Here is a 22458-nt window from a genome sequence, read left to right as displayed (position 1 = left end):
GGAGACTGTTATGAATACCCCCACTCGTCTTAAAGACTGCTTTGCCGCGCTCAAGCAGCAGAATCGCCCAGCGCTGGTTAGCTACCTCACTGCAGGTGATCCAGATGCCGAGACTTCACGTCGTCTGCTGCATGGGTTGCCAGATGCTGGGGTGGATATCATCGAACTTGGCATGCCGTTCAGTGACCCTATGGCCGATGGTCCCGCGATTCAAAAAGCCGCGCTGCGTGCCCTTGAAGGTGGCCAAACCCAGGTTAAAACCTTGGACATGGTGCGCCGTTTCCGCGAGCAAAATAGCACCACGCCGATCGTGCTGATGGGCTACTACAACCCGATTTACTGCTATGGCGTTGAGCGCTTTCTAACGGAGGCCGCCAGCGCTGGGGTCGATGGCCTGATTGTGGTGGATTTACCCCCCGAACATGATGAAGAGCTCTGCCAGCCAGCAGCTCAGCACGGCATTGATTTTATCCGCCTGGCCACCCCGACTACCGATGCCAAACGGTTGCCCAAAGTACTCAGCAACACCTCTGGGTTTATCTACTACGTATCGGTGGCGGGGGTTACTGGCGGTAGTGCGCCAACACCAGAACGGTTAGAGGCGTCGGTCACTCAGCTCCGCGAATACACCGAGCTACCCATTGCCGTTGGCTTTGGCATTCGCACCGCCGAACAAGCCGCTACCATTGGACGGTTTAGCGATGCGGTGGTGGTCGGCTCCGCGCTTGTTGACTGCATCGAACATGCCAGCACGGCTGATGACGCCGTTGAGCGAGTGCATGGCTTAGTCAGTGAGCTGGCAGAAAGCGTCAGGGTGTGCAGGAAGGTGAGTGAGTCACAAGTTTGTTGATACAAACAGCGTAAAAAGAACGAAACATTAAGAGGGCAGGCCAGCGCGCCTGCTCTTTTTTTAACGTTGAGCAAAATCCTAATTAAAGGTTAATCTAGCTGGTTCGATGGTGAAATAATGAGTGGAAACTCACGCGAGCTAATAGGAACGGGCTTTTATGAACCTGACAACACTGCTGCTTTTTATCCCTGCCTGCTTTGCCCTTAATATGGCGCCTGGCCCCAATAATCTAATTTCATTAACCAATGCGAAACGCTATGGCGTTCGGACAGCTTGTTTAGCGGGTATTGGGCGGCTAATAGCATTTGTCGGCATGATTACGTTGGCAGCGACTGGCTTGGCGACGCTGCTTTACACTTCTGAAAAGATCTTCCTCGTCATTAAGGTTGTCGGTGGTCTCTACCTGTTATGGCTGGCATATCAACTATGGGGCGCCGATACTGCCGCAAGTGATAGCGCTGAAATCCAGCATATGAGCTTAGTTGAGCTGGCGCGACAAGAGTTCTTGCTTGCTGCTGGTAACCCCAAAGCCATTCTGATTTTTACCGCTTTCCTACCGCAGTTCGTGGAACCTAGCGGCAATGTCGGTCTGCAGTTTTTGGTGCTAGGTGTGCTGTTTTTACTATTGGAATGGGTAGCGATTGCTGGTTACGCCTATGCAGGTAGCTTTTTGAGCCAGTGGTTTTCACGCCCCGCTATGCGGCGCTTATTTAACCGCGGTTGCGCAACTCTATTAGCCAGTGCCGGAGTAGGGCTATTGCTGTCTAAAAAAGGCTGAGTAAGCGTTAAGACTCGCTGTTTAAATACGCTAGATTCCTCTGCTGACTGCTATGAGGCGTGAATGAAAACGGGCGAGATCACCTTTCGCATCTTCGCTGGCATCCAGTCAGTTGGCTAAATATTTTGAGGTCGGTGTGGCGCATATTGGGTTGCCCGCCGACCTCAATCGTTCTACGAGTGGTGGGTGCGGCGCGAATCTTCAGGTGCCTCGTGGCGCTCATTCATTCCATAGTCTCGGATGACGGAAGCGACACGTAGCCGGTAGTCGGCAAAGATTTCCTGTCGACCAGCTTTTTGGGCCGCTCGGTGAGATTCAAGCGAACGCCACTGCTTCACGGCCTCTTCATCCCGCCAAAAAGACAGCGAAAGCACTTTACCGGGCTGCGTCAGGCTCTCGAAGCGCTCAATCGATAGAAAGCCGTCAATAGTTTGCAAATCTTGGCGCAGTGCGCTGGCAGTATCCAAGTAGTCTTGATAACGGTCAGTATGCGGAAGCACTTCGAATATCACAGCGATCATGGCCAATTCCTTATATTCATAAATTCTTTATATTCTTAAGCTCTTTATATTCTTAAGTTCTTTTATTCTCAGCTTCTTTATAGTCACAGCGTCGATATGTTCATTACATCGACAGCCTCAATGCCTAAGGTGCCGTCTACCACCTCGACAAAGCTGCGCTCCTCTTTGAGGATAAACCGCTGCTCTTGGGCCATGGTAAAGTTCGCGTGACCTCCCTCGTCAGATCTCAGTCGAGCGCGATAGGCCTCATAGGAAGCCAGGCTATCGAAGGCAATGAGGCCCCAGGCGATATTGTTGGTGCCCTCTAAAGGCAGGAAGTAGCCAATAAGATGGCCGCCACACCAGGGGATGATTTTTCCCCAGTTTTCGGCGTATTGCTTGAAAGCGTCGCGCTGGAAAGGGTCGATCTCGTAGCGAATGATGCAGGTAATGCTCATCTGATTAGCTCCGTTGAAAGGCAACGGAGACGATACCTAATTGCCGCACCCCAATGGTTCGACTAAGATCGAACCATGAATGAAGCCCCTAACATTGTGCGCGTTGCCGCACTGATCGGAGATAACGCTCGGGCGGAAGCGCTCTGTGCCTTAATGTCTGATCGCGCGCTAACGGCGACTGAACTGGCAGATATGGCCGGTGTGACTAAGCAAACCATGAGCTTCCACCTCGGAAAGCTGCGAGAGGAAGGTTTACTCGCGGTCGAAAAGCAGGGGCGCCACCGCTATTTTAGGCTGGCGGGGCCACATGTGGCTGAGCTTTTGGAGTCGCTGATGGGTCTCGCTTTCCGAGGCGACGATAAGCATTTGTCCATCGGCCCGCGCGACCCCGCGCTGCGCAAGGCTCGGGTTTGCTACGACCACCTTGCAGGGGAAATGGGGGTTTTTGTGTACGAGCAGATGCTCGAGACAGGTATCCTTCAGCAGCTTCCAGGCGGACTACAGCTGACTAACCAGGGTCGGCTGTGGTTCCAGAAACATGGCATCGATGCAGACGCGCTGGCTTCTTCGAAGCGGTCATTCTGTCGAGCGTGTTTGGATTGGAGCGAGCGTAGGAATCATCTTGCCGGCGCGCTCGGGGCGGCACTGCTTGCGCGAATTCAGGCGCTTGGCTGGGCTAAACGGCAGGAAGACTCTCGCGTTATCGTTTTCAGCGCCAAAGGGGAAGCGTCGCTGCGGGCAATGTTCGCAGTGAACAATATGACACCTACTCCCGACACCTCACCATTAGAATCCTGCTCGCTGGTTTGTAAATAATGTTCATTTTTCAGTGCTTGTAGCTACCTACTAGCGCAGGCATTATCAGCGCTAATGACTGCTGACCGAAGGCGGCAACCATACGGATTTCGTCTTTACTTTTTCACACCGCGTGGCAATCCGTTTGCCGCTCAATTAAAGACACGTGGCTAATTTATGCTTTCCAAAATTATAAGCGGCGGCCAAACCGGCGCTGATCGAGCGGCACTGGATGCCGCATTAGCACTGGACTTTTCTATCGGTGGATGTTGTCCCGTTGGCCGAATGGCTGAAGACGGACCGATTAGCAGCGTCTATAGCCTTGAAGAAATTGGCGGGGGATATCGTCAACGTACCAAGAAAAATGTACAAGATGCCGATGGCACCGCTATCTTCTATGCGTCTTATCTTCAAGGGGGAACAGAAGCTACGGCTCTGTTCTGTATTCAGCAGTCAAAGCCCTACAAGCTGATTGATATTGAGCTGATAGACCCGCTGCACGCGGCGATGTTGCTGGCCGATTTTGTACACGACCGCCATATCACGACACTTAATGTTGCAGGCTCCCGCGCCAGCACTTGTCCGGTAATGTACGCGTACGTTAAGCAAGCGATTGAACTGGTTATTAAGCAGTCACGATAGGCTAAGCTGTTACTGGGTGGCAATTAAACGTGCTCATAATCTGAATTCGGCAACGTAAAGGGACAACTTATGCACCTGCATGAAAAGCTTAATTATGTCGAGTTTGCAGCCAAAGACTTAGTGGCGACAAAAACGTTTTTCTCGACGGTGTTCGGCTGGGATTTCGTCGACTATGGCCCTGAATACACAGCGTTTTCCAATCAAGGGTTAGATGGCGGCTTTTATCACTCAGATACCTGCAGCCGAACGGCTAACGGCGGCGCATTGCTGGTTTTCTATAGCGCGGATATTAACGCAACGCTCGATAAAGTAGAGCAAAGCGGCGGTGACGTTATTCAGCCTATTTTCGAATTCCCGGGCGGTTTTCGCTTTCACTTCCTAGAACCCAGTGGCAATGAGTTTGCGGTTTGGTCAGAAGCACGCACTTAAAACGCTAACGCCCCAAAGGCCTTTTAACCCCAACGATTTTTTAACCCCATCGAGCTTGTTAAAGAAGAGCTTGTTAAAGAAGAAATTGTGAAAAAGGAGTACATGAGTGGCCTTTTCTGATGCAGAAAGAGATGCTCTGCTGAGTGTCAAAGGCGTTGGTCCTACCGTCCTCAAGCGTTTTGAAGAGATTGGTATCGGTTCATTTGCTGAGCTGGCCGCTCGCCAAGTGGATGAGATAGCAGAAATGGTGGCCGCCATGCTGCACACAACCTGTTGGAAAAATAGCCCACAGGCAAAGGCGGCCATTGCTGCTGCTATTGCCAGGGCGCAAGAAGGCCTGTAACACAGCGCAAATGTAGCGAGCAATCCATGGCTAGCCTATCGTGTCATCAGGCTAGCTAGCATTTAGCGCCAGCCAAACATGCTCATAGCCAATCGATATCGCTACGGCGACCAGCAGCCCCGCCATTACCCAGTTGAAACCCTTAATGATCCCTGCGCTTTGGATACGCTGGCCAACCAAACTGCCTATCAAGACATAACTGCCGGGTGCGCCAGCAGCTAATATTGCCAGCCCGAATGCCCAAATCACCAAGCTAAGCCCCTCAATACCCGCCGCGGGAAATTGCAGTGTGGCAATCGGTAGCGTGGCAATAATGGCTTTTGGGTTAAGCAGCTGCATTACCAGCCCATGGCGAAAACGCAGTAGATGTGGCGAGTGGTCATGGTTGTTTAACTGGCTGTTTAAGTTGCTACTTAAATCAGCGCTTGAGCGGGCAATTTTTATTGCGAGATAAACAATATAGCTACACCCCAGCGCACTCACGATGATCAATGCCTCATCGTCGATCCACGCGGCGCCAGCCCAGCCTAGTAGTAATAAGTAAATTAACATTGCTGTGCCTACCCCGAGACAAAAACCTAGCGATTTTTGGGCTTGGCCGTTAATGCCAACATTTAAGCCCAGCAGATTTACAGGCCCAGGCGTATACATAGCGCCCAGGGCATAGGCGACGATTCCTAGCATGGTGAAGCCTCGTTTGTTTAATGGCGGTTCTAAAATTGGCAGTTAACGCGCGATATCGCGTTGGTATTGGTGGGGAGTCATGCCATAAATGCGCTTAAAGCGCCGATTAAAATGGCTAAGATCAGCAAAGCCAAAGCGAAGTGCCACTTCGTTCAGTGGGGCACCAGCGTCTAGTGCAGTGCGCGCCGCATTGATTCGGCAATTAATCACGTACTGATGGGGGGTAATGCCGTAATGCTGGCGAAACAGGCGCAGGAAATGGTACTTGGATAAATGCGCTGCCTGGCAAATATCATCCAGCGACATATCGCTTTCCAAGTGGGCGTGAATATACTCCTTAGCCAGACCTAGCAGGGCATCGGGTCGACTTGTTATCGGGTTGGGTTGTGAAATGCCGCCGAGCTGAACGGTTCTCTCGATAACCCGATAAAGCGCATTTTCCTGATCAATACAGCTACCTGCTTGGGAAGTAACCAAGCGCGCCAGTTCCAAAATGGCGTGGCGCAGTTGAACATCCTGAATCAGCGTTTGGTTGGAACGAAAATCCGTGGCATGTTCGCGCCCAAGCGCATCAGCGAACAGCGGCTTGAGCTGTTCAGGATGGGCATAAACCATCAGGTAGTCCAGTGCATGCTCACCGCCTGGTTGGCCATCGTGAACCTCCTCAGGGTTGAACAGAATAACATTGCCCGGCGGGCTCTTGTGGAACTGCCCGCCGCTAAAAAAATCCTGACGCCCGGCCAACGTTACGCCGAAGGCAAACTCCTCGTGGGCATGACGGTCATAGCTGAAATCCTCAATTGCCGCCTGAAGCACCGTTAGTGTTGGCACATGCTGACTTTTGATGAATTGAAACCGGCTGGTATTCGCCATGCCAAACCCTCCTGATAAATCACACCACCTAGCTTATGCGCTCCTGGGTATCAAATGCTTGTACATAATTGCTAACTAGCCTTGAGCGACTCGCTAGCCTCAGCATGCAGCATCACGTATGTTAATAGCCTCCTATCTGTCATCGTAAAAGGATCATTCACCATGTTCACTGGTTTGAGCGCTTTTCCGCTAACCCCTATGAATGAGCAGGGCATACATGAGCATGAGTTTACTCGTTTAGTGGAACGCTTGGTGGAGGCGAAGGTGGATTCTATCGGCGTGCTGGGGTCGACGGGCAGCTACGCTTATTTAAGCGCTGAAGAGCGCGCCCGCGTAGCCAAATTGTGCGTTGAGCATGCTGCCGGCGTGCCGGTAGTGGCAGGCATAGGTTCGCTCCGCACCCGTGATGTACTGGCCAATGCCGAAAGCGCCCAGCAAGCAGGCGCTAGTGGCGTGCTGTTGGCGCCCGTGTCTTATCAAAAGCTGACCGAGGATGAGGTATTTGGCCTTTTCGAGACGGTTTGTCGTTCTCTGAGTGTGCCGCTATGTGTCTATGACAACCCAGGCACTACGCACTTTGAGTTCAGTGATGAACTGCATGGGCGCATCGCCCAACTGCCCCAGGTTCGCTCGATTAAAATTCCTCCGGTGCAGAATGACATGGCGGCCGCACAGCAGCGCGTGGCACGGCTGCGGGGGTTAATTCCCAGCGACGTAACCATCGGCATTAGCGGTGACCCAGCGGCCGCCACGGGCATGCTGGCTGGCTGCGATGCTTGGTACTCGGTGATTGGTGGGCTATACCCTGAAACTGCGCTGGCGCTAACCCGTGCCGCCCAAGCGGGAGACGCAAAAGACGCCAACGCGCTTTCCGCTGCGCTTGAGCCGTTATGGGCGCTCTACCGCGACTTCGGCGGCAGCCTGCGGGTAGTTGCTACTATTGCAGAACTTACCGGAACAGTAAGCCAACCCTGTTTGCCCCAGCCGCTACAAACGCTGCAAGGCGATGCGCGGAAAAGGGTGGCGGCGGCGATTGACGCTATGCAACTAAGTGAGTGACTAAGCGAGTAACTAAACTAACGCGTTAATAAGTGCTGCAACGCCGTTGCATAAGTTCTCGTGCTCATCGTCAAACATCTCACGAAACGCATCAAGTAAGTCAACCCTTAAGCTCAGCCGCCATCTCAGCTTCAACGAGATCCCTAAGCTGCTCACTCAGAGGGTTGCCTTTCTTGTAGGCTAACAGTAACGGCGGGGAAGAGCCCTCGTCGGCAAGCGGTATGGCTATCAAACCGTGGGCCATCGATGCGGCGCTGGCGGGCAGGATGGTAATGCCAATACCGGCGCTAACGAAGCACAGCATACTGCCAATATCGGGCACTTTCACAACATGGCTGAAAGAAACGCCTGCTTTATCGGCCAATGTCTCCAGTTGGCGCCTCAGAAATGTTCTTTGCGTGGCGGGTTGTAATAAAAGCCGCTCGCTGGCTATTTCGCTAAAATCGATGGAAGGCTTTGCCTGCAGCCGATGGCCCGGGGGGAGTAACACGAGCAGCGGTTCATCTCCCAGCCTGGAAACCGATAAACCCGCTAGAGCGTTCTCGTCCAGGTCGGCTCGTAGTACCGCAGCGTCAAGCTTACCCGCTTTCAGCGATGCGATATGTAAGAGGGCATTGCCTGCGCACAGCTGCAGTTCGATCAGCGGGCGCTTGGTGAGCAGTTTAGCCAGGGCAGAGGTGAGGGGGTTGGAGAAAATCGCGCTGGCCGAGTAACCAAGGCGCAGCGTGCCGACTTCGCCTTGGGCTGCCTGCCTAGCAATACTGATGCTTCGTTGTGCAGCACTGAGTATCTCCAAGCTTTCACCAAGAAAGGCTTCGCCTGCTTTGGTGAGCTGAACGCCTCGGGTATTGCGCTCAAACAGCTTCACACCCACGGTTTCTTCTAATGATTTAATGCTCTGGCTCAGCGGCGGCTGGGTAATATGCAATCGCTCGGCAGCGCGCCGGAAGTTAAGCTCCTCAGCAACGGCAACAAAGTGCTTAATTTGTTTCAGTTCGACCATCCCGTCGCTCCTCCGATGACCACAACATATCCCACTTTATGATGCTGCACTCTGTTGAAACAGCTATCACTGCGATACCGAATCCGACCTTCATTCGAGCCTTTAGCGTACGTATGGTAATGCCTGTCTAAACAGGAATAAGCCATGCGTACGGCCTTAATCATTGGATCGCTCGGCGCTTTTTTTAATTTGTACCAGCTTCAGGCGCTGTTTCCAGCGTTAGTCGAGCGCTTCGGAACAACGGCCACTGGCGCTGGCTGGTTAACGATGGCGTCGCTGCTAGGAATGATGATCACCGCGCCACTAACCGGCGCTGTAACAAGACACGCCAATCCCTTGTACTTATTAGTCGTTGGCTTTATCGCATTGGCGGCGATTAACGCTTCAATGGCATTGACGACTAGCCAAGATGTGCTTTTTGTACTGCGGCTAGGCCAGGGCATTGTGATTCCCTTTCTATTAACCGCAACGATGAATTTGGTCTCTCAACGACCAAGCAGCTTTGTGCCGCTGTACGTGACCGGCACTATTGTTGGCAGCACACTCAGCCGGTTTTATCCTGCTTGGTCAGTTGATGCCATGGGCTGGGAGCTGGGCTTCTTAAGCTCTGCATGTCTAATGATGCTATCGGCGGTGGCGGTTTACCGTCTTGCGAAAGCGACGGGCGCTGAACCAATGCAGCGTACGGAACGGCATCAAACGTCGGTGGCATATACAAGGCGCGCGTTGACTGATAGTACGCTGCTCACTGCCTATCTTACGGGTTTTGCACTGCTCTTCACGCAAAGTGCGGTGTTTACGGCGCTGGGTCTATGGCTTGCCCAAGACCCTTATCATTGGAATTCACAGCAGATCGGCACGATCTATCTAGCGTGTTTGCCGGCACTTTTCTGCGTGCTTACTGCCAGCATACTGCGGCGCTACCTAAGTGAAGTGGCGATTGCCATAGCACTAATAGCGTTAATCTGGGCAGCGCTGTGGCTGATTAGCACAACACGTCTGCCTATCATGCTGAGCGTGGCGCTGTTTGCCATAGGAACCTATCTGTTCCAAACAGTGACGACCCAGTTATTAAGTAGTACACGCTGCGTACCCGCCGGTGTTGCCGCTGGCATCTACCTCTCTTGCTACTATTTAGGCGGTGCAATGGGCGCAAGCCTTGCGGCGTATGCCTTTGCGATATGGGCATGGAAAGGAGTAATTGTCTGTATAGCGATAGCCCAGGCAGTTATCTTTTGCCTAGTCATCGGCACCCGGCATTGCGCTAAAAAGCGCTGAGCGAAAATCTTCCTAACACCGCATAGCTAGCGAGTGTTATTTGTATTATGGTTTAAATCCTCCCACGTTTAGCAGAGGTATTTGTCCAATGAACCATTGATGCCGCCGTTGCAATAACGGCCAGTCTCCATCCCCCCAGCAGCAAGGATAGTCTTTGGGAAATAGTCCTTGGAATAGTCCTTGAGAAATAGTCCTTGGGAGGGGTTCTAGAGAGAATTCTTGGCATCCTTGGAATCACATATGACAAATACCCATCTCACCCTAAAAGGTGTTTCCTACGTTCTGTCGGATGGCAGAATGCTTTTTACGGATCTTCACGAGCAGTTCGATAACCGCCCAACCGGATTGGTGGGGCGTAATGGTGTCGGCAAAACGGTTTTGGCCCAAATCCTCGCGGGCCTGTTGCAGCCAACCACGGGCGAATGCCAGCGCCCCGGCAGCGTCCATTACCTTGCCCAGCAGGTGGCGCAGCCGAAGGGTGCTTGTGTCGCTGAGCTTGCCGGTATTCGAACAACGTTGGATGCGCTGGCACGTATTGAAGCTGGCAGCACAGCGCCTGAGGATTTCGAAGCAGTCGATGACCGTTGGGATATGCCCCAGCGATTCCGCCATGAGCTTGAACGCAATGGCCTCGGCTATCTTGAGGCCAGCACACCTGCGAGCACATTGAGCGGCGGCGAAGCCATGCGCGTGGCCTTAATGGGCGCCATGCTCTCGGGAGCGGATTGCCTGATTCTTGATGAGCCAAGCAACCATCTCGACCGACCCAATCGGCAGGCACTTATTGAACAGCTGCAGCGCTGGCCGCGTGGGCTGATTGTGGTGAGCCATGACCGACAACTGCTGGAAGCCATGGAACGTATCGTGGAACTATCTCCATTAGGGCTGCAAAGCTACGGCGGCAACTACACGTTCTATGCTCAAGCCAAAGCGCACGAGCAGCAGGCTGCCCTTGATCAGCTCAGCCAGCGAAAACTCGAACGTCAACGCGAAGAGCGCGCGATGCGCAAGCAGCGTGAACGTCAGGAGAAACGCCAGGCTCGCGGCAACCGGCTGGGTAAGGAAGCCAACCAAGCTAAGATCCTGTTAGATCGCCAGAAAGAGCGCAGCGAAACCTCGGCGGGCGCGCTGCGCCAAAAGCAGGCGGCCAGTCAGGCGCAGCTGAATCAACGTGTGCGTGACGCCGCAAAGCAGGTTGAAAACGAGCGACAAATCAACCTGCATGAAATACCCGTTACCCAGACCGCCAAGCGCTGTTTGGCGGAGTTAGAAAGGGTTGAGCTACCGTTCGTTATGGGCGCTACTAGGCACATCAATCTCATGCTGAGAGGGCAGCATCGACTAGGCATTATTGGCCCAAATGGCTGTGGTAAATCTACGTTGCTCCGCGTGCTGGCGGGCCACATTGAGCCCTTGTCAGGAGCCTGCAACATAACGCCTGAAAGCGCCTATCTCGACCAGCAACTGGAGAATTTAGACCCAGCAAAGACGCTGCTTACACAACTGCAGCAAGCCAACCGAACCGCTAGTGAAGGGGACCTGCGCATGCGGCTAGCCCAGTTAGGTCTGGACGCGCAAAAAATCACCACGCCCAGTGGGCGGCTAAGCGGTGGCGAGCGCTTGAAAGGTGCACTGGCCTGCATTCTCTACGCCGATTCCCCCCCGCAACTACTGCTACTGGACGAACCAAATAACCATCTTGATCTGCCTTCAGCGCAAGCCTTGGAAACCATGCTGCGCAGTTACCAAGGCGCGTTAGTGGTGGTATCCCACGACGATGCCTTTCTGGAAAACCTATCGCTAACAGACCGCCTGCTAGCAACCGAACAAGGCTGGCACTTAGAGCCGGTTTGATGAAGAACTCTGACTTCTTCGATCTTCAATAAGCACTGGCTGGTGTAGGGTGAAAATTCAAATAGGCTTGAATAGCATGGGTTCCGTGCTATCGTGTATTTATGATCGTAAATTTCAAAGACAAAGCGGTAGAAGACTTATTCAATGGCGAGCATACCAAGGCTGCTCGCAAGCTATGTCCGCTATCCCTATGGAAAATTGCATCACGAAAACTCGATCTACTGGATTCGGCACAAAAGCTGGATGAACTGAGGGTACCGCCTGGTAACCGGCTTGAAGCGTTATCAGGCGACAGAGCCGGACAGCATAGTATTTGCATCAATGGGCAGTATCGTCTCTGTTTTAGGTGGACAGAGGCTGGGCCTGATGAGGTCGAGTTAGTCGATTACCACTAACAGGAGACTAAAAGGAGAAAGGTATGATTCGTGTCCCCACACATCGCGAACCGACGCACCCCGGCGAAATGTTACTGGAAGAGTTTTTGCAGCCCATGGATATTACCCAGCGTGAGCTGGCCGCTGCTATCCACGTTCCTTACCAGCGGATCAATGAGCTGGTGAATAAAAAACGAGGTGTTACGCCTAGCACGGCACTAAGGCTGGCACGATTTTTTGATGTTTCAGCAGATTTTTGGCTGAATTTACAAATGCGCTGGGATCTCTTCAAAGCAGAGCAGTTAGAGCACGAGGATCTCTCTAGCATCCAACACTGGCAGAAGATGGCGTAGTCCTGAAGCTTCACGGCAGGGGGAAACTGACTTCGTAACGGCGCTATTCGATTATGAACGCCTTATCGGGATACATTCGCCAAGGCTGCAAAGGCTCAGTATCATAAGCAGCCAATCCAACCACAGAAGTTTTCTCCCATGTCATGCCCACCTTGCCCCAATTGCCAATCTGAATTCGTCTACCAGGATCAAAGCCTGTTTATTTGCCCGGAATGCGCCCACGAATGGAATCCTTCCGAGGTTGAAGCAGAAGATACTGTCACGGTGAAAGATGCCAATGGCAGCCTGCTTGCTGAAGGCGATAAGGTAACGCTTATCAAAGACCTCAAGGTCAAAGGCAGCTCACTGGTGCTTAAAATTGGCACCAAGGCCGTTATCAAGCGGCTCAAAGAGGGCAAAGACCACCAGCTCGACTGCAAGGTCGATGGCGCTGGCGACATGATGGTCACCGCCCAGTTTGTCAAAAAAGCCTGAATCACCTTCACTCGTCTAGAGAGCTATCATGGCGGCTAGACTCAACAGGTAACAACAGATCCTAAAAGGCACTGTGAGATGGCTATCCATGGGTAGCCATTAAAAATGCGATGCGATATGAGGTGTCAGGTGTTTGAATGCATCGTAGAGTACAATAAACAACGGCGGCACAGTGCTAACGGGAAATGATCAGCCCAGAGGCCTTCGAAGCTCGAATGATCGCTTAAATCAGTATCAACTATTGCTGGATAAAGTCACATGGCTTCATGAAGGGTGTGTCTATGAAAGACGATAAGCTAGGCGAAACGACTAAAGCTTTGGTTGATGATGGCGGCGTAAATTCGATTTCACTATCCCTATTCACCGAAGTATTCGACGCTTTTGAAGAAGCCGTTGTCGTTACCGACGCAAGTCGGCGTTTGGTTTATGTGAATTCTGCGACAGAACAGCTGTTTGGATACTCAAAAAACGCGCTATATGGTGAAGAGGCAAAAATACTCTATGCCGATGAAAACGATTTTTCCGAACAGGGGCGGATACGCTTTAATACTTCCAGCAAAATAGCTGCGGAGAACTACAGAGTTGCATATCGGCGCTCGGATGGAGAGCAGTTTTTTGGCCTGACGACGGGTGCAGCTATGCGGGCCAAGAATGGAACAGTCGTCGGATTTATTGGCATTATCCGCTCAGCTCGCTCAACAGATCAGTCTTTGGATACGCTACAAAAGATCCAAAACATAACTTCAGATGTCACGCTGAGCCAGAGTAATAAAATAGAACGACTGCTGCGGGTTGGCCTGGACCACTTTGGTCTCGAAAAAGCGATTGTTGCTCGTATTGTGGGAAACCAGTACACCGTTGAGTACTGCGTTGATCTCAAAGGAGAGCTGGAACCATTAACAACGTTTGATTTGTCGGGAACTTACTGTGTTCACACGTTAAGTGCGGGTAAGTCGGTTGGCTTTCATTTCGTGGCGGAAAGTGAAATTAAAAAGCACCCCTGCTATACAAACTTCAAACTGGAGTCGTATATTGGTGCCCCGATAAGGTTATCTGGCCAACTATATGGAACTATAAATTTTTCTAGCCCATCTCCGGTTGAGCCATTTTGCAAGGATGACCATATTCTTATTACATTGCTCTCAGATACTGTTAGTTATCTCTTATATAAGAAGCAGTCTGAGGAGGAAATGAAGCGCCTGGCAAGTATTGATGGGTTGACTGGTTTGTTAAATCGACGCGCAACAATGGAGCGCCTGAGTGAACTAGTAAACCAAGCATCACGGTTTGGTAATAGTTTCAGTGTTCTTTCAATAGATATCGATTATTTCAAAAAGATTAATGATAAATGGGGGCATGCTGCAGGTGATCTAGCATTGACTGAGTTTGCTCGTTTAGCATCGGAGGTAGGGCGCAACACCGATTGTTGTGGCCGTATAGGGGGGGAGGAATTTGTCTTTCTCTTACCCGGTGCAAACTTGGAAGCTAGTCAGAAGTTGGGCAATAATCTGAGAAAGCGGTTAGCCGCTGCGCCGATCGATGTTGGCAGCGGAGAGTCTACTACGCTAAGCATAAGTGTTGGGGTCGCTATGTTGGAAAATGGCGAGTCGCCCGAAAGCTTACTGGCTCGTGCGGATGAGGCTATGTACAAAGCCAAGCAAGACGGTAGAGATCGTGTGTACCTTGCCTCTCATGCAACCCGTTAACAGGCTCGTAAGCTTGCGCTAACCCATGCAAAAGCTTGCTTTAAGGCAAAAGTAAAGCTGCCTCACGGCTAACGTTTCACCACCTGAACAGAAAGTCCCGCTGGCGATGACGTTCGGTTACAGGTAGAAGGAGAGTACATGTTTCCACTAGAGGTGTTGGCTACATATACACTGGCATGTTTGCTGTTAGTGATTTCCCCTGGGCCAGATAACATGCTGGCGATAGGACGAGGTTTAAGCCAGGGTAGATTGGCCGCAACTGTTTCCGGTTTATCGTCTGGAATGGGAATTCTATTCCACGTGCTAGCGGCGACATTTGGGCTGACTCTTTTAATTCAAACGTCCGAGCTGGCGTTCTATGTGGTCAAGATTATTGGTGCGGGCTATCTCATTTGGTTAGGCGTTAAAGTCCTTCGCTCTCGAAACCTATTTTCCTTAGAGCCTGCCAAAAAACAGTCTTTAAAAACGATATTCTCAACAGGCTTTCTTTCAGCGGCACTCAACCCTAAGCCGGGTATGTTTGTGCTCGCGTTTGTCCCCCAGTTTGTGAACCCCAATTTGGGCTCTGTGACCTGGCAAATGATTGGCTATGGGGTTTGGTTTGCGGTTTTAACAGCGCTGGGTTTCAGCCTTATGGGCGTGTTTTCATCTAGGCTATCGGAATGGCTGAGAAGCAAACCCAGATTGGTTTCTGGGTTAAATATTGGAGCAGGCGTTACGTTTGTCTCATCGGGTCTGGCTGTGGCGTTCATGAAGCAGAGGTAAAAACGCTGTCTAATAGTTGTTAGATCTCCAGAGTAGAGCAAGGAGCTGAACATTGAGTGATATGTTAGAGAAAGGAAGAGAGATACTGTCACAGCAATCTTTCAGCTTACTATTGGGAGCAAAGCTAGAAGCGTTTGCTGCCGGAAGTGCTGAGTTGAGCCTTGAGATTAGAGATGATCTCAAGCAAAACAATGGTTTTGCGCATGGTGGTGTCGTTAGCTACTTGGCGGATAATTGTATTACCTTTGCCGGAGCGTCAGTGCTAGGAAGCTGTGTCACGTCAGAGTACAAAGTAAACTATGTGAGACCCGCGATCGGCGATAAATTGATCGCTAGGTCAACGGTCTTATATTCTGGAAAACGGCAAGCGACCTGTGAGTGTAAGGTCTACGCTCAAGCAGATGGTGAGGAAAAACTGGTAGCCGTTTCTCTTGGCACGATAAGCAGGATTGCGGCATCGTAATCTCACCCAGCGCTGTGGCGAACTGCTTTTCTGAGAGCTGCTTTTCTGAGGCCGCTGTAAAACGCGCTGTTATTCCTTCCCACTCATCCTCATTGCCTCTCCTGTCACCGCCTTATTCAACAGCCCGCGTTTGCTTGCGATGAGCGTGAGTCAATCGCAAGCGTGTGTGATGCCGCTAACGTGACAGCCCACTATTCACCTGTAGTGACGATCAAGCGGGTTGCGGTTGGCAAGGCGGGTGAATCCCAATGACGAGAGAACGGCCGCATGTGAGCCAGGGGCGTGTACTACTTCAGTCATGCTGGCCAGGATTTCTTCACGAAAGCCTGTGCGTGGGTAATCGGCGTGCACTTTCGTAATTGCGCTATCCGGTAACAGATGATGCCCCGCGCCGATCACATCAAGGTGGGCAGCGCGTTGCAGACAAACCGCCTCGGGTTCGTGGTGGGCCAAAGATAGATAGGGATTGAGATGGTAGCTGATCGCTTCGTAAACTGCTCGTTGACGCTCTGGGGGCCATTGCTGGCTTGCCGCTAAATCTCTTGCGCTACGCGCACCCACGATGGCAAAGCCACAACAAGCTGTTTGTTGATGAAAATGGCCGGTCAGACCAAGATCATGAAGAAGGCTGGCAACATAGAGCGTTTCAGCATCAATACGTAGCCCATGGAACTGCGCCCATAGCTGGCCGAAAAAAAAGGTTCGCAAGCAGTGCAGTCGTAATGGCTCGCTGTAGTGCTGGGCGGCCAGTTCATCCGCCATTCGTGTGATTGACGATTCCGGCACTACAACGCGATCAGCGGCTATCCGCCGCCGCTGCTGCTGGTAGGCACCTAGATTTAACGCTAGGCGCGATAGCGTTTCACCAAGCTGCGCCCGCACTAGGCCCGCTAGCATTTTCATGCGGTCTGTTGACGATAAGATACCGTCACTTTTCTCACCCCACGCCATTGAGCCCAGTTTCGCCATGCTATTCGCCCTCGGATTTTACTGTTTAAACGCGGCCTCAGTGTCACGTACCTGGGTACTAGAGAGGAGAGGCGTTATCGCCATATAATTAGGCGATAACGCCATTAGGGAGGTCAGCCCGTCAATGCGTGTCGCGATCCTCGCGTTCGACCACTGCCTGAGCATGGAAGTGTGCATCGTTAGCGATTTGTTGCTAATGGCTAACCGTGTTGCGCAGTACAACACGAACAATGATCAGCCTCCGTTCCAGGTGGAAGTGATTAGCATGCGAGGCCGACGGATTAAGGCTGCCGGATGCATTGAGCTAAATACGACTCCCGCGACGGGCAAGATTGATCTGCTTATTGTGCCGGGAATAGATGTTGCGCAACTAGAGATAGGCCGGGACGACCTCAACGAATTCGGCCAGGAAATCCGCTTTATCCGCAGATGCTTTTCAAGCGGAGTGCCGGTTGCTTCTATCTGTGCGGGAGCCTTTCTGCTTGCTGAAGCCGGCCTATTAGACGGTCGGCGTGCAACGACAGCATGGCTATTTTCGCCCCAGTTAGCCCGCCTGTATCCCGCTGTCCAGGTAGATTCTGATGCCCTGTTGGTAGAAGACAGGGGAGTGATCACGGCTGGCGCATTCAGCGCCGCAGCAGACCTCGCTCTGCACCTGATTCGCAGGCACGCTAGCCCAGATTTGGCCCAGCAGGTAAGTGGCTTAGCGTTGACACCTCCAGCGCGTGAAAGCCAAGCGCCGTACATCGAACCGCTGCTGTTGCGAAGCAATGAAGAGCGTTTTTCAACCCAGGTTGAGCGCTGGCTACTGCAGCGATATACCGAGCCCTACGATCTACAGCGCCTGGCGGACGCCTTTCATGTCAGCACGCGCACGCTGCTGCGCCGCTTCCGCAATGAGAGTGGCACCACACCGCTACTCTGCCTGCAGCGCCACCGAGTGCATATGGCCAAGAGCTTACTGCGCACGACATCCTTGACCGTGGCGCAGATCACCGAACGCGTTGGCTATCGGGATGTGGCAAGCTTTTGCGCTCTTTTTAATCGCTTAGTGCAGCTATCGCCCAGCGAATATCGTCGACAGTTTGCTCCGGTGCGCATCAACGCGCTTTGCTAACGAGCTGTGTCTGCATCGCCGCAGAAAGCGTGAGGCAGTCCGCCGGTTGGCTATCAGCAGGTGACTATCAACAGGTGACGGGATGAATTGTCGACTAACCTTCATTAAATAATGTGGAGGTCGCAGGTACGCGTTGGCCAAGAGCGCATCGCGCATCGTCTGCCCCTCATTAAGCGATTATGAGCACTGTTCAAAGGCGTGCATCATCATGGGGGCACCATGGCAAAGCAAAAATTGATTCTGCTATTCGATGGCACCTGGAACGACCCTGAAGATCAAACCAACGTGTATCGTATTACTCGGCTGCTCCGTGATGACGATGACGGCATTAAGCAGCGGTTCTATTACGACCCCGGCGTAGGGACATCCAAATTTCAGCGCTTTTCCGGAGGAGCCTTTGGTTATGGGCTGAACAAAAACCTACGCCAAGGCTATGACTGGCTGGCAAGGCATTACAGTGAAGGCGATGAAATCTGGATATTTGGATTCAGCCGCGGTGCCTACACCGCCAGAAGCCTAGTAGGGATGATTCGTAAATGCGGGCTAGTGCATGTCGTCACGCCAGGGCTTCTCGATAAGGCCGAGCATATTTATCGAAAACGTGATTGTCACCCCGATTCTGAGGTGTGCAAAGAATTCAAGGAGCGCTTCAGCCGCCAGCCCAGGATTCATTTCATTGGCGTGTGGGATACCGTTGGCGCACTGGGCGTGCCCGGAACCAACCTGTTCAAAAGAAAATACGATTGGCACGATACCGAGCTTTCCAGCATTGTCGATTATGCCTATCAAGCGGTCGCGCTGGACGAACACAGGTCGGCGTATAACGTATCGCTCTGGACAAGCAAGGATGGCAAGCAGAAAACAGGCAACCGCAACGTCGAGCAGCGCTGGTTTATCGGTGCCCACGCTAATGTCGGCGGCGGCTATGGCGCTGACGACACACTGGCCGACATACCGCTGAGCTGGATGTTAACCAAAGCGCAGCAGGCCGGCCTAAAAGTGGCTCCCTTCAATGCTGCAGAGGATGCCTGGAAAACGCCACCGAAAGATTCGTTTGCTGATTTTCTAAACGGGCTCTACGCCAAGTATGCACGTCTTAGATACAAGGGCGACGGCCGCTTTTACCGGCAGTATGCGCAGGACATGCAGGGGCTGCCAGCGGTGAATATTTCAGTCGATGAGAGTGTATGGAAGCGTTGGGCCGATACCACGTGCGAGTACCGACCACGCACCTTGACCGATGCCCACCTTTCCCCACCGGAGGATTAGGCCGGGCGGCGGCGTGGAAATGATGAGTGATCTAGGTCATGAAGTGACCACTATCGACTAAAAACTAAGTCTGCAAAGTGGGCTAAATATAATTTAACTGCTAGGATCGAAGCATTAGAGCGAATAACGCCGCAGGGAACAACCTAATGCCAAATGCCCCACGCATTGAGCTTCACCCTATTAGCCAACGCGTGCAGGCGCATGTTGATGGCACGTTAATCGCCGACTCCACCAATACGCTTGAACTCCGCGAACGCGGCTACCCGCCACGTCATTACTTCCCACGCGAAGATGTGCGGATGGACTTACTCAGCGTTTCAGAAACCACCACTTATTGCCCGTTTAAAGGACATACGGTGTATTTTTCGTTGGCTGAATATCGGGATATTGCTTGGAGTTACGAGCAGCCGATTGAAGGTGCGGGTAGGGTGGCGTTTTATGACACATGAGTGAATGATGCTTTTCGACTTGACACTATTATGTCATTAACATATTGCCCAAAAAATTTTTAATTTTATTGTTAAGGAATGTGATGAATAGCAAAGGTTCTGAGTGGAATAAGTGGGACTTACACTTTCATACTCCATCTTCGTATGATTATAAAGATAAGAGTGTTACAAATATTGAAATCATCGATGAAATGAAGAGAAACTCAATAGCTGTGTTTGCTATTACTGATCATCATGTGATTGATATCGATAGATACAATGATTTGAAGGAGCTAGGTGGAAAGGAAGGGATTACTGTTTTACCTGGTATAGAGTTTCTTTCTGATGCTAGAGGTAGGGAGCCTGTACATTTTATCGGTATCTTTTCTGAAGATTCAAATGTTGAACATATTTGGGGGCAGATTAAACACAAAACAGATATTAATAAAGTAGAGCTAGATGGTCTTAGGGAGAATCAAGTTTATTGTAATCTTAAAGATACAATAGCTTTGGTAAAAGAGTTAGGCGGAGTTGTAACAATACACGCTGGAGATAAGAGTGGTTCTGTGGAAAATATTACACATTCACTTCCACATGGAATCGCTCAGAAAACAGAAATTGCGAAGGCTGTTGATATATATGAGCTTGGCAAGGAAAGTGACCAAAATGGTTATGTGAAATCTGTTTTTCCTAATATAGGAAGAATAATACCAATGATTATTTGCTCTGATAATCACAATATTAGAAAATATCAGATAAAACAAAATCTATGGATCAAGGGTGAACCTTCCTTTAAAGGGCTTAAGTACGCGCTGAATGAACCTGAGGGCAGATTCTATATTGGAGACGAACCAGAAGTACTGAAGCGAGTTAGAGAGAATTCTACCAAATACATTAAATCTATAAATATTCGGAGAACAGGGAAAGAAGACGCTAATTCAATTTGGTTTGAAGATGTTTGTATACCAATGAATAGCGAGCTAATAACTGTTATTGGACACAAAGGAAGTGGTAAGAGCGCTTTGTCAGACATACTTGCTGTATGTACAGACGCTGAGCACTCTGATGATTATATATTTCTTCACAAGCAAAAGTTCAAAAAGAAAGGTCTTGCTGATCGATTTAGTGCGTTTGTTGAGTTTGAAAGTGGGAAAAAGACTGAAGAGCGGTTACTAACTCATATTGTTGATGAAAGCCAAGAAAGGCTTGTTAGATATCTTCCACAAAGCTACTTTGAGAAAGTTTGTAATGAAATTGATAAAGTAGATGCTTTCCGCTCGGAGATCGAGAAAGTAGTGTTTCAGTATGTCCCTGCTGAGAAAAAAATGGGCAAAGCAACATTTGAAGAACTTATAGATCTAAAGAAATGGTCTGCAGAAAAGGAAATTCATCATATTCATGAAGAGATACTCGCGTTAAATGATAAAATTATAAAGCTTGAAGATCAGTTGGATCCAAGTTTCAGGAAAAATATGGTTAGTAAGATTAAATTAAAGGAGGACGAGCTTTCTGCGCATGAGTCTTTAAAGCCAATAGCTGTTGACGATCCGTCAAAACAAGCTGAATCAGAAGATACAAGGGCTAAGAAAAAAGAGTTGGAAAGTTTAGAATCTTCTAAGTTGAAAATTGAAGAAGATATTGAGGGCATAACTAAAAAGATTTCTGATAGAAACTACTTGATCGTTGAGGCAGAAACGCTTAACCGAGATTTGAAAAACAAATATAATGAAGTTTTATCTGTTATATCTGAAGGTAAGGATATCGCTGAAAAGTGTGGGTTCGATATTTCCAATGTCATTCGTGTTGAGTTCGATGAGAGCGTGATTGGCTCTAATATCCTAAAATTGAGGGAAGAAAACAGAGACGACGCTAATCTCATAAAAGTAGAAGATAACTGGGAGCAGAAGCAATACGAAACTCTTTCGCCAGCTTCAAAACTGGAATATTTGAAAGTGCGGATAAAGGATATTCATTCTGAGTTTACCGGCGAGCAAAAGGCATTTCAGGACTACTTGATGGCTCTGGCAGAGTGGCAGGCAAGAAAAATTGAAATAGAAGGAGATGCTGAAACCGCTGATAGCTTAATTTATATGATAAAAAAGCTAGAGTATCTAGATGTTAAGCTTGAAGATGATATAAAGGAAATGAGAAACTTAAGAGTTAATAAGTCCATGGAGATTTTTTCGAAGAAAAAAGAAATACAAGCTTTTTATGACGAGATAAAAGAAGAAATTTCTAATAAGTTGGCTCAGTCTGATGTTTCTGGTTTAAGTGTAGCTAGCTCTTTCTATTGCTCTAATGAATTTAAAAGCAATGTTTTAAGAAATATAAAACAAAACAGAGTTGGTTCTTTTTATGGTGGTGAAGATGGTTCGGTAATGCTGCAGGAAGAGTTGATTGCACCAACTAATTGGAATGAAGAAAGATCGGTTGAAGCTTTTTTGCGGCAGTTTGTTGATTATTTAGAATATGATAAGCGGGCTGGCTCTAAAAATGAACGTATATTTGTTGGAGAGGTAGTTAAGAATAGAAAAGAGCTTTATAGTTATATATATGGATTGAGTTTTATTGATCCTTACTATGATTTGCGCCAAAAGGGTAAGAGCTTGGAACAGCTATCGCCTGGAGAAAAAGGAGCTCTTCTACTGGTGTTTTATTTGGTTCTTGATAAAGAGGACATTCCTTTAATTATTGATCAGCCAGAGGATAATTTAGATAATAATAGTGTGGCGAAAGTGCTTGTTCCCTACATAAGAGAAGCCAAGAAGTATCGTCAAATTATTATGGTAACTCACAATCCTAATTTAGCAGTAGTGGCTGATGCTGACCAAATAATTAAAGTTGGTGTTAATAAAGAGCATGGTAACGAATTCAGCTTCATATCCGGCGGCATTGAACATCCAATGATAAATAAACAAATAGTAGAAGTTCTAGAAGGCACCATGCCGGCGTTTTCTTTAAGAAAAAGTAAATACCAGATTCTGTGATCAAAAA

General features: G+C 50.0%; 24 protein-coding genes and 1 pseudogene. 19 read left to right on the top strand and 6 right to left on the bottom strand.

The window, feature by feature from the left end:
• The first annotated feature begins 10 nt into the window (after positions 1-10).
• Both trpA and IR195_RS14680 read left to right on the top strand, forming a co-directional pair.
• A complete protein-coding gene (gene trpA / locus IR195_RS14685) occupies positions 11-850 on the top strand; it encodes a tryptophan synthase subunit alpha (RefSeq protein ID WP_206047939.1) in 840 nt (279 codons plus the stop codon).
• A 157-nt stretch (positions 851-1007) separates the two neighbouring features.
• A complete protein-coding gene (locus IR195_RS14680; RefSeq protein WP_206047938.1) occupies positions 1008-1628 on the top strand; it encodes a LysE family translocator in 621 nt (206 codons plus the stop codon).
• A 173-nt stretch (positions 1629-1801) separates the two neighbouring features.
• Here the strand turns inward: IR195_RS14680 and IR195_RS14675 are convergent, their stop codons facing one another.
• Entirely contained in the window at positions 1802-2149 is a 348-nt protein-coding gene (locus IR195_RS14675) for an antibiotic biosynthesis monooxygenase family protein (protein ID WP_146942065.1), read from the bottom strand.
• 83 nt (positions 2150-2232) lie between these two features.
• Positions 2233-2586: an NIPSNAP family protein gene (locus IR195_RS14670; RefSeq protein ID WP_206047937.1), complete on the bottom strand. Its 354-nt coding sequence runs from the start codon at positions 2584-2586 to the stop codon at positions 2233-2235.
• A 75-nt stretch (positions 2587-2661) separates the two neighbouring features.
• On the opposite strand from IR195_RS14670, the gene IR195_RS14665 reads away from it, so the two are divergent.
• The 4 genes from IR195_RS14665 (at position 2662) to IR195_RS14650 (ending at position 4795) form a co-directional block, all read left to right on the top strand.
• Positions 2662-3402, top strand: a complete 741-nt coding sequence (locus IR195_RS14665; protein ID WP_206047936.1) for an ArsR/SmtB family transcription factor — start codon at positions 2662-2664, stop codon at positions 3400-3402.
• A gap of 156 nt (positions 3403-3558) precedes the next feature.
• Complete coding sequence (locus IR195_RS14660) at positions 3559-4023, top strand: YpsA SLOG family protein (protein WP_125750362.1); 465 nt, start codon at positions 3559-3561, stop codon at positions 4021-4023.
• A 69-nt stretch (positions 4024-4092) separates the two neighbouring features.
• Positions 4093-4452, top strand: a complete 360-nt coding sequence (locus tag IR195_RS14655; protein WP_206047935.1) for a VOC family protein — start codon at positions 4093-4095, stop codon at positions 4450-4452.
• A gap of 106 nt (positions 4453-4558) precedes the next feature.
• A complete protein-coding gene (locus tag IR195_RS14650) occupies positions 4559-4795 on the top strand; it encodes a helix-hairpin-helix domain-containing protein (protein WP_125750356.1) in 237 nt (78 codons plus the stop codon).
• 51 nt (positions 4796-4846) lie between these two features.
• On the opposite strand, the gene IR195_RS14645 is transcribed toward IR195_RS14650, so the two are convergent.
• Both IR195_RS14645 and IR195_RS14640 read right to left on the bottom strand, forming a co-directional pair.
• Positions 4847-5479 (bottom strand): LysE family translocator, encoded by a 633-nt coding sequence (locus IR195_RS14645; protein ID WP_206047934.1) that lies wholly within the window; start codon positions 5477-5479, stop codon positions 4847-4849.
• Between the two features lie 42 nt (positions 5480-5521).
• Complete coding sequence (locus tag IR195_RS14640; protein WP_206047933.1) at positions 5522-6352, bottom strand: helix-turn-helix transcriptional regulator; 831 nt, start codon at positions 6350-6352, stop codon at positions 5522-5524.
• Positions 6353-6514: 162 nt separating this feature from the next.
• Here IR195_RS14640 and IR195_RS14635 point away from each other — a divergent pair, with 162 nt between their 5' ends.
• Positions 6515-7411 (top strand): dihydrodipicolinate synthase family protein, encoded by an 897-nt coding sequence (locus IR195_RS14635; RefSeq protein ID WP_206047932.1) that lies wholly within the window; start codon positions 6515-6517, stop codon positions 7409-7411.
• A gap of 100 nt (positions 7412-7511) precedes the next feature.
• Here the strand turns inward: IR195_RS14635 and IR195_RS14630 are convergent, their stop codons facing one another.
• Positions 7512-8414 (bottom strand): LysR family transcriptional regulator, encoded by a 903-nt coding sequence (locus IR195_RS14630; protein WP_206047931.1) that lies wholly within the window; start codon positions 8412-8414, stop codon positions 7512-7514.
• Positions 8415-8558: 144 nt separating this feature from the next.
• Here IR195_RS14630 and IR195_RS14625 point away from each other — a divergent pair, with 144 nt between their 5' ends.
• From IR195_RS14625 to IR195_RS14590, 8 genes are all read left to right on the top strand, one after another.
• Entirely contained in the window at positions 8559-9692 is a 1134-nt protein-coding gene (locus IR195_RS14625; protein WP_206047930.1) for an MFS transporter, read from the top strand.
• A 240-nt stretch (positions 9693-9932) separates the two neighbouring features.
• Positions 9933-11546 carry an ABC-F family ATP-binding cassette domain-containing protein gene (locus IR195_RS14620; protein WP_206047929.1) on the top strand — a complete coding sequence of 538 codons (1614 nt, stop codon included), beginning with the start codon at positions 9933-9935 and terminating at the stop codon, positions 11544-11546.
• A gap of 101 nt (positions 11547-11647) precedes the next feature.
• On the top strand, positions 11648-11941 hold the full coding sequence (locus tag IR195_RS14615; RefSeq protein ID WP_206047928.1) for a type II toxin-antitoxin system RelE/ParE family toxin: 294 nt from the start codon (positions 11648-11650) through the stop codon (positions 11939-11941).
• Between the two features lie 23 nt (positions 11942-11964).
• Positions 11965-12273: a HigA family addiction module antitoxin gene (locus IR195_RS14610; RefSeq protein ID WP_125750333.1), complete on the top strand. Its 309-nt coding sequence runs from the start codon at positions 11965-11967 to the stop codon at positions 12271-12273.
• A 138-nt stretch (positions 12274-12411) separates the two neighbouring features.
• On the top strand, positions 12412-12747 hold the full coding sequence (locus tag IR195_RS14605; protein WP_125750330.1) for a zinc ribbon domain-containing protein YjdM: 336 nt from the start codon (positions 12412-12414) through the stop codon (positions 12745-12747).
• A gap of 281 nt (positions 12748-13028) precedes the next feature.
• Entirely contained in the window at positions 13029-14453 is a 1425-nt protein-coding gene (locus tag IR195_RS14600) for a bifunctional diguanylate cyclase/phosphodiesterase (protein ID WP_206047927.1), read from the top strand.
• A 213-nt stretch (positions 14454-14666) separates the two neighbouring features.
• Positions 14667-15218 carry a LysE family translocator gene (locus tag IR195_RS14595; RefSeq protein ID WP_241006733.1) on the top strand — a complete coding sequence of 184 codons (552 nt, stop codon included), beginning with the start codon at positions 14667-14669 and terminating at the stop codon, positions 15216-15218.
• Positions 15219-15279: 61 nt separating this feature from the next.
• Positions 15280-15681: a PaaI family thioesterase gene (locus IR195_RS14590; protein ID WP_125753711.1), complete on the top strand. Its 402-nt coding sequence runs from the start codon at positions 15280-15282 to the stop codon at positions 15679-15681.
• Between the two features lie 195 nt (positions 15682-15876).
• Here IR195_RS14590 and IR195_RS14585 read toward each other — a convergent pair whose 3' ends face one another.
• Complete coding sequence (locus IR195_RS14585; RefSeq protein ID WP_206047925.1) at positions 15877-16650, bottom strand: HD domain-containing protein; 774 nt, start codon at positions 16648-16650, stop codon at positions 15877-15879.
• 124 nt (positions 16651-16774) lie between these two features.
• On the opposite strand from IR195_RS14585, the pseudogene IR195_RS14580 reads away from it, so the two are divergent.
• The 4 genes and pseudogenes from IR195_RS14580 to IR195_RS14565 all read left to right on the top strand — a co-directional run.
• Positions 16775-17674: pseudogene (locus tag IR195_RS14580) on the top strand (GlxA family transcriptional regulator); the annotation flags it as partial.
• A gap of 312 nt (positions 17675-17986) precedes the next feature.
• Positions 17987-19036, top strand: coding sequence for a DUF2235 domain-containing protein (locus tag IR195_RS14575; RefSeq protein ID WP_206047923.1), 1050 nt, complete (start codon positions 17987-17989; stop codon positions 19034-19036).
• 146 nt (positions 19037-19182) lie between these two features.
• Complete coding sequence (locus tag IR195_RS14570) at positions 19183-19485, top strand: DUF427 domain-containing protein (RefSeq protein ID WP_206047922.1); 303 nt, start codon at positions 19183-19185, stop codon at positions 19483-19485.
• An 83-nt stretch (positions 19486-19568) separates the two neighbouring features.
• Positions 19569-22451 carry a TrlF family AAA-like ATPase gene (locus IR195_RS14565; RefSeq protein ID WP_206047921.1) on the top strand — a complete coding sequence of 961 codons (2883 nt, stop codon included), beginning with the start codon at positions 19569-19571 and terminating at the stop codon, positions 22449-22451.
• Positions 22452-22458 lie beyond the last annotated feature (7 nt).

Origin of the sequence: Vreelandella venusta, from assembly GCF_015689495.1 — a bacterium.
Lineage (GTDB): Bacteria > Pseudomonadota > Gammaproteobacteria > Pseudomonadales > Halomonadaceae > Vreelandella > Vreelandella venusta.
This window is presented reverse-complemented; position numbering and strand designations above follow the sequence as displayed.

Bases quoted from the DNA above. Each gene is read 5' to 3' on its own strand.
- IR195_RS14590 (WP_125753711.1), top strand. From the start codon at position 15,280: ATGTTAGAGAAAGGAAGAGAGATACTGTCACAGCAATCTTTCAGCTTA.
- IR195_RS14655 (WP_206047935.1), top strand. From the start codon at position 4,093: ATGCACCTGCATGAAAAGCTTAATTATGTCGAGTTTGCAGCCAAAGAC.
- IR195_RS14675 (WP_146942065.1), bottom strand. From the start codon at position 2,149: ATGATCGCTGTGATATTCGAAGTGCTTCCGCATACTGACCGTTATCAA.
- IR195_RS14630 (WP_206047931.1), bottom strand. From the start codon at position 8,414: ATGGTCGAACTGAAACAAATTAAGCACTTTGTTGCCGTTGCTGAGGAG.
- IR195_RS14680 (WP_206047938.1), top strand. From the start codon at position 1,008: ATGAACCTGACAACACTGCTGCTTTTTATCCCTGCCTGCTTTGCCCTT.
- IR195_RS14575 (WP_206047923.1), top strand. From the start codon at position 17,987: ATGGCAAAGCAAAAATTGATTCTGCTATTCGATGGCACCTGGAACGAC.
- IR195_RS14645 (WP_206047934.1), bottom strand. From the start codon at position 5,479: ATGCTAGGAATCGTCGCCTATGCCCTGGGCGCTATGTATACGCCTGGG.
- IR195_RS14565 (WP_206047921.1), top strand. From the start codon at position 19,569: ATGAATAGCAAAGGTTCTGAGTGGAATAAGTGGGACTTACACTTTCAT.
- IR195_RS14610 (WP_125750333.1), top strand. From the start codon at position 11,965: ATGATTCGTGTCCCCACACATCGCGAACCGACGCACCCCGGCGAAATG.
- IR195_RS14605 (WP_125750330.1), top strand. From the start codon at position 12,412: ATGTCATGCCCACCTTGCCCCAATTGCCAATCTGAATTCGTCTACCAG.
- IR195_RS14640 (WP_206047933.1), bottom strand. From the start codon at position 6,352: ATGGCGAATACCAGCCGGTTTCAATTCATCAAAAGTCAGCATGTGCCA.
- IR195_RS14660 (WP_125750362.1), top strand. From the start codon at position 3,559: ATGCTTTCCAAAATTATAAGCGGCGGCCAAACCGGCGCTGATCGAGCG.
- IR195_RS14625 (WP_206047930.1), top strand. From the start codon at position 8,559: ATGCGTACGGCCTTAATCATTGGATCGCTCGGCGCTTTTTTTAATTTG.
- IR195_RS14665 (WP_206047936.1), top strand. From the start codon at position 2,662: ATGAATGAAGCCCCTAACATTGTGCGCGTTGCCGCACTGATCGGAGAT.
- IR195_RS14595 (WP_241006733.1), top strand. From the start codon at position 14,667: ATGCTGGCGATAGGACGAGGTTTAAGCCAGGGTAGATTGGCCGCAACT.
- IR195_RS14615 (WP_206047928.1), top strand. From the start codon at position 11,648: ATGATCGTAAATTTCAAAGACAAAGCGGTAGAAGACTTATTCAATGGC.
- IR195_RS14635 (WP_206047932.1), top strand. From the start codon at position 6,515: ATGTTCACTGGTTTGAGCGCTTTTCCGCTAACCCCTATGAATGAGCAG.
- IR195_RS14585 (WP_206047925.1), bottom strand. From the start codon at position 16,650: ATGGCGAAACTGGGCTCAATGGCGTGGGGTGAGAAAAGTGACGGTATC.
- IR195_RS14600 (WP_206047927.1), top strand. From the start codon at position 13,029: ATGAAAGACGATAAGCTAGGCGAAACGACTAAAGCTTTGGTTGATGAT.
- IR195_RS14570 (WP_206047922.1), top strand. From the start codon at position 19,183: ATGCCAAATGCCCCACGCATTGAGCTTCACCCTATTAGCCAACGCGTG.
- IR195_RS14620 (WP_206047929.1), top strand. From the start codon at position 9,933: ATGACAAATACCCATCTCACCCTAAAAGGTGTTTCCTACGTTCTGTCG.
- IR195_RS14670 (WP_206047937.1), bottom strand. From the start codon at position 2,586: ATGAGCATTACCTGCATCATTCGCTACGAGATCGACCCTTTCCAGCGC.
- trpA (WP_206047939.1), top strand. From the start codon at position 11: ATGAATACCCCCACTCGTCTTAAAGACTGCTTTGCCGCGCTCAAGCAG.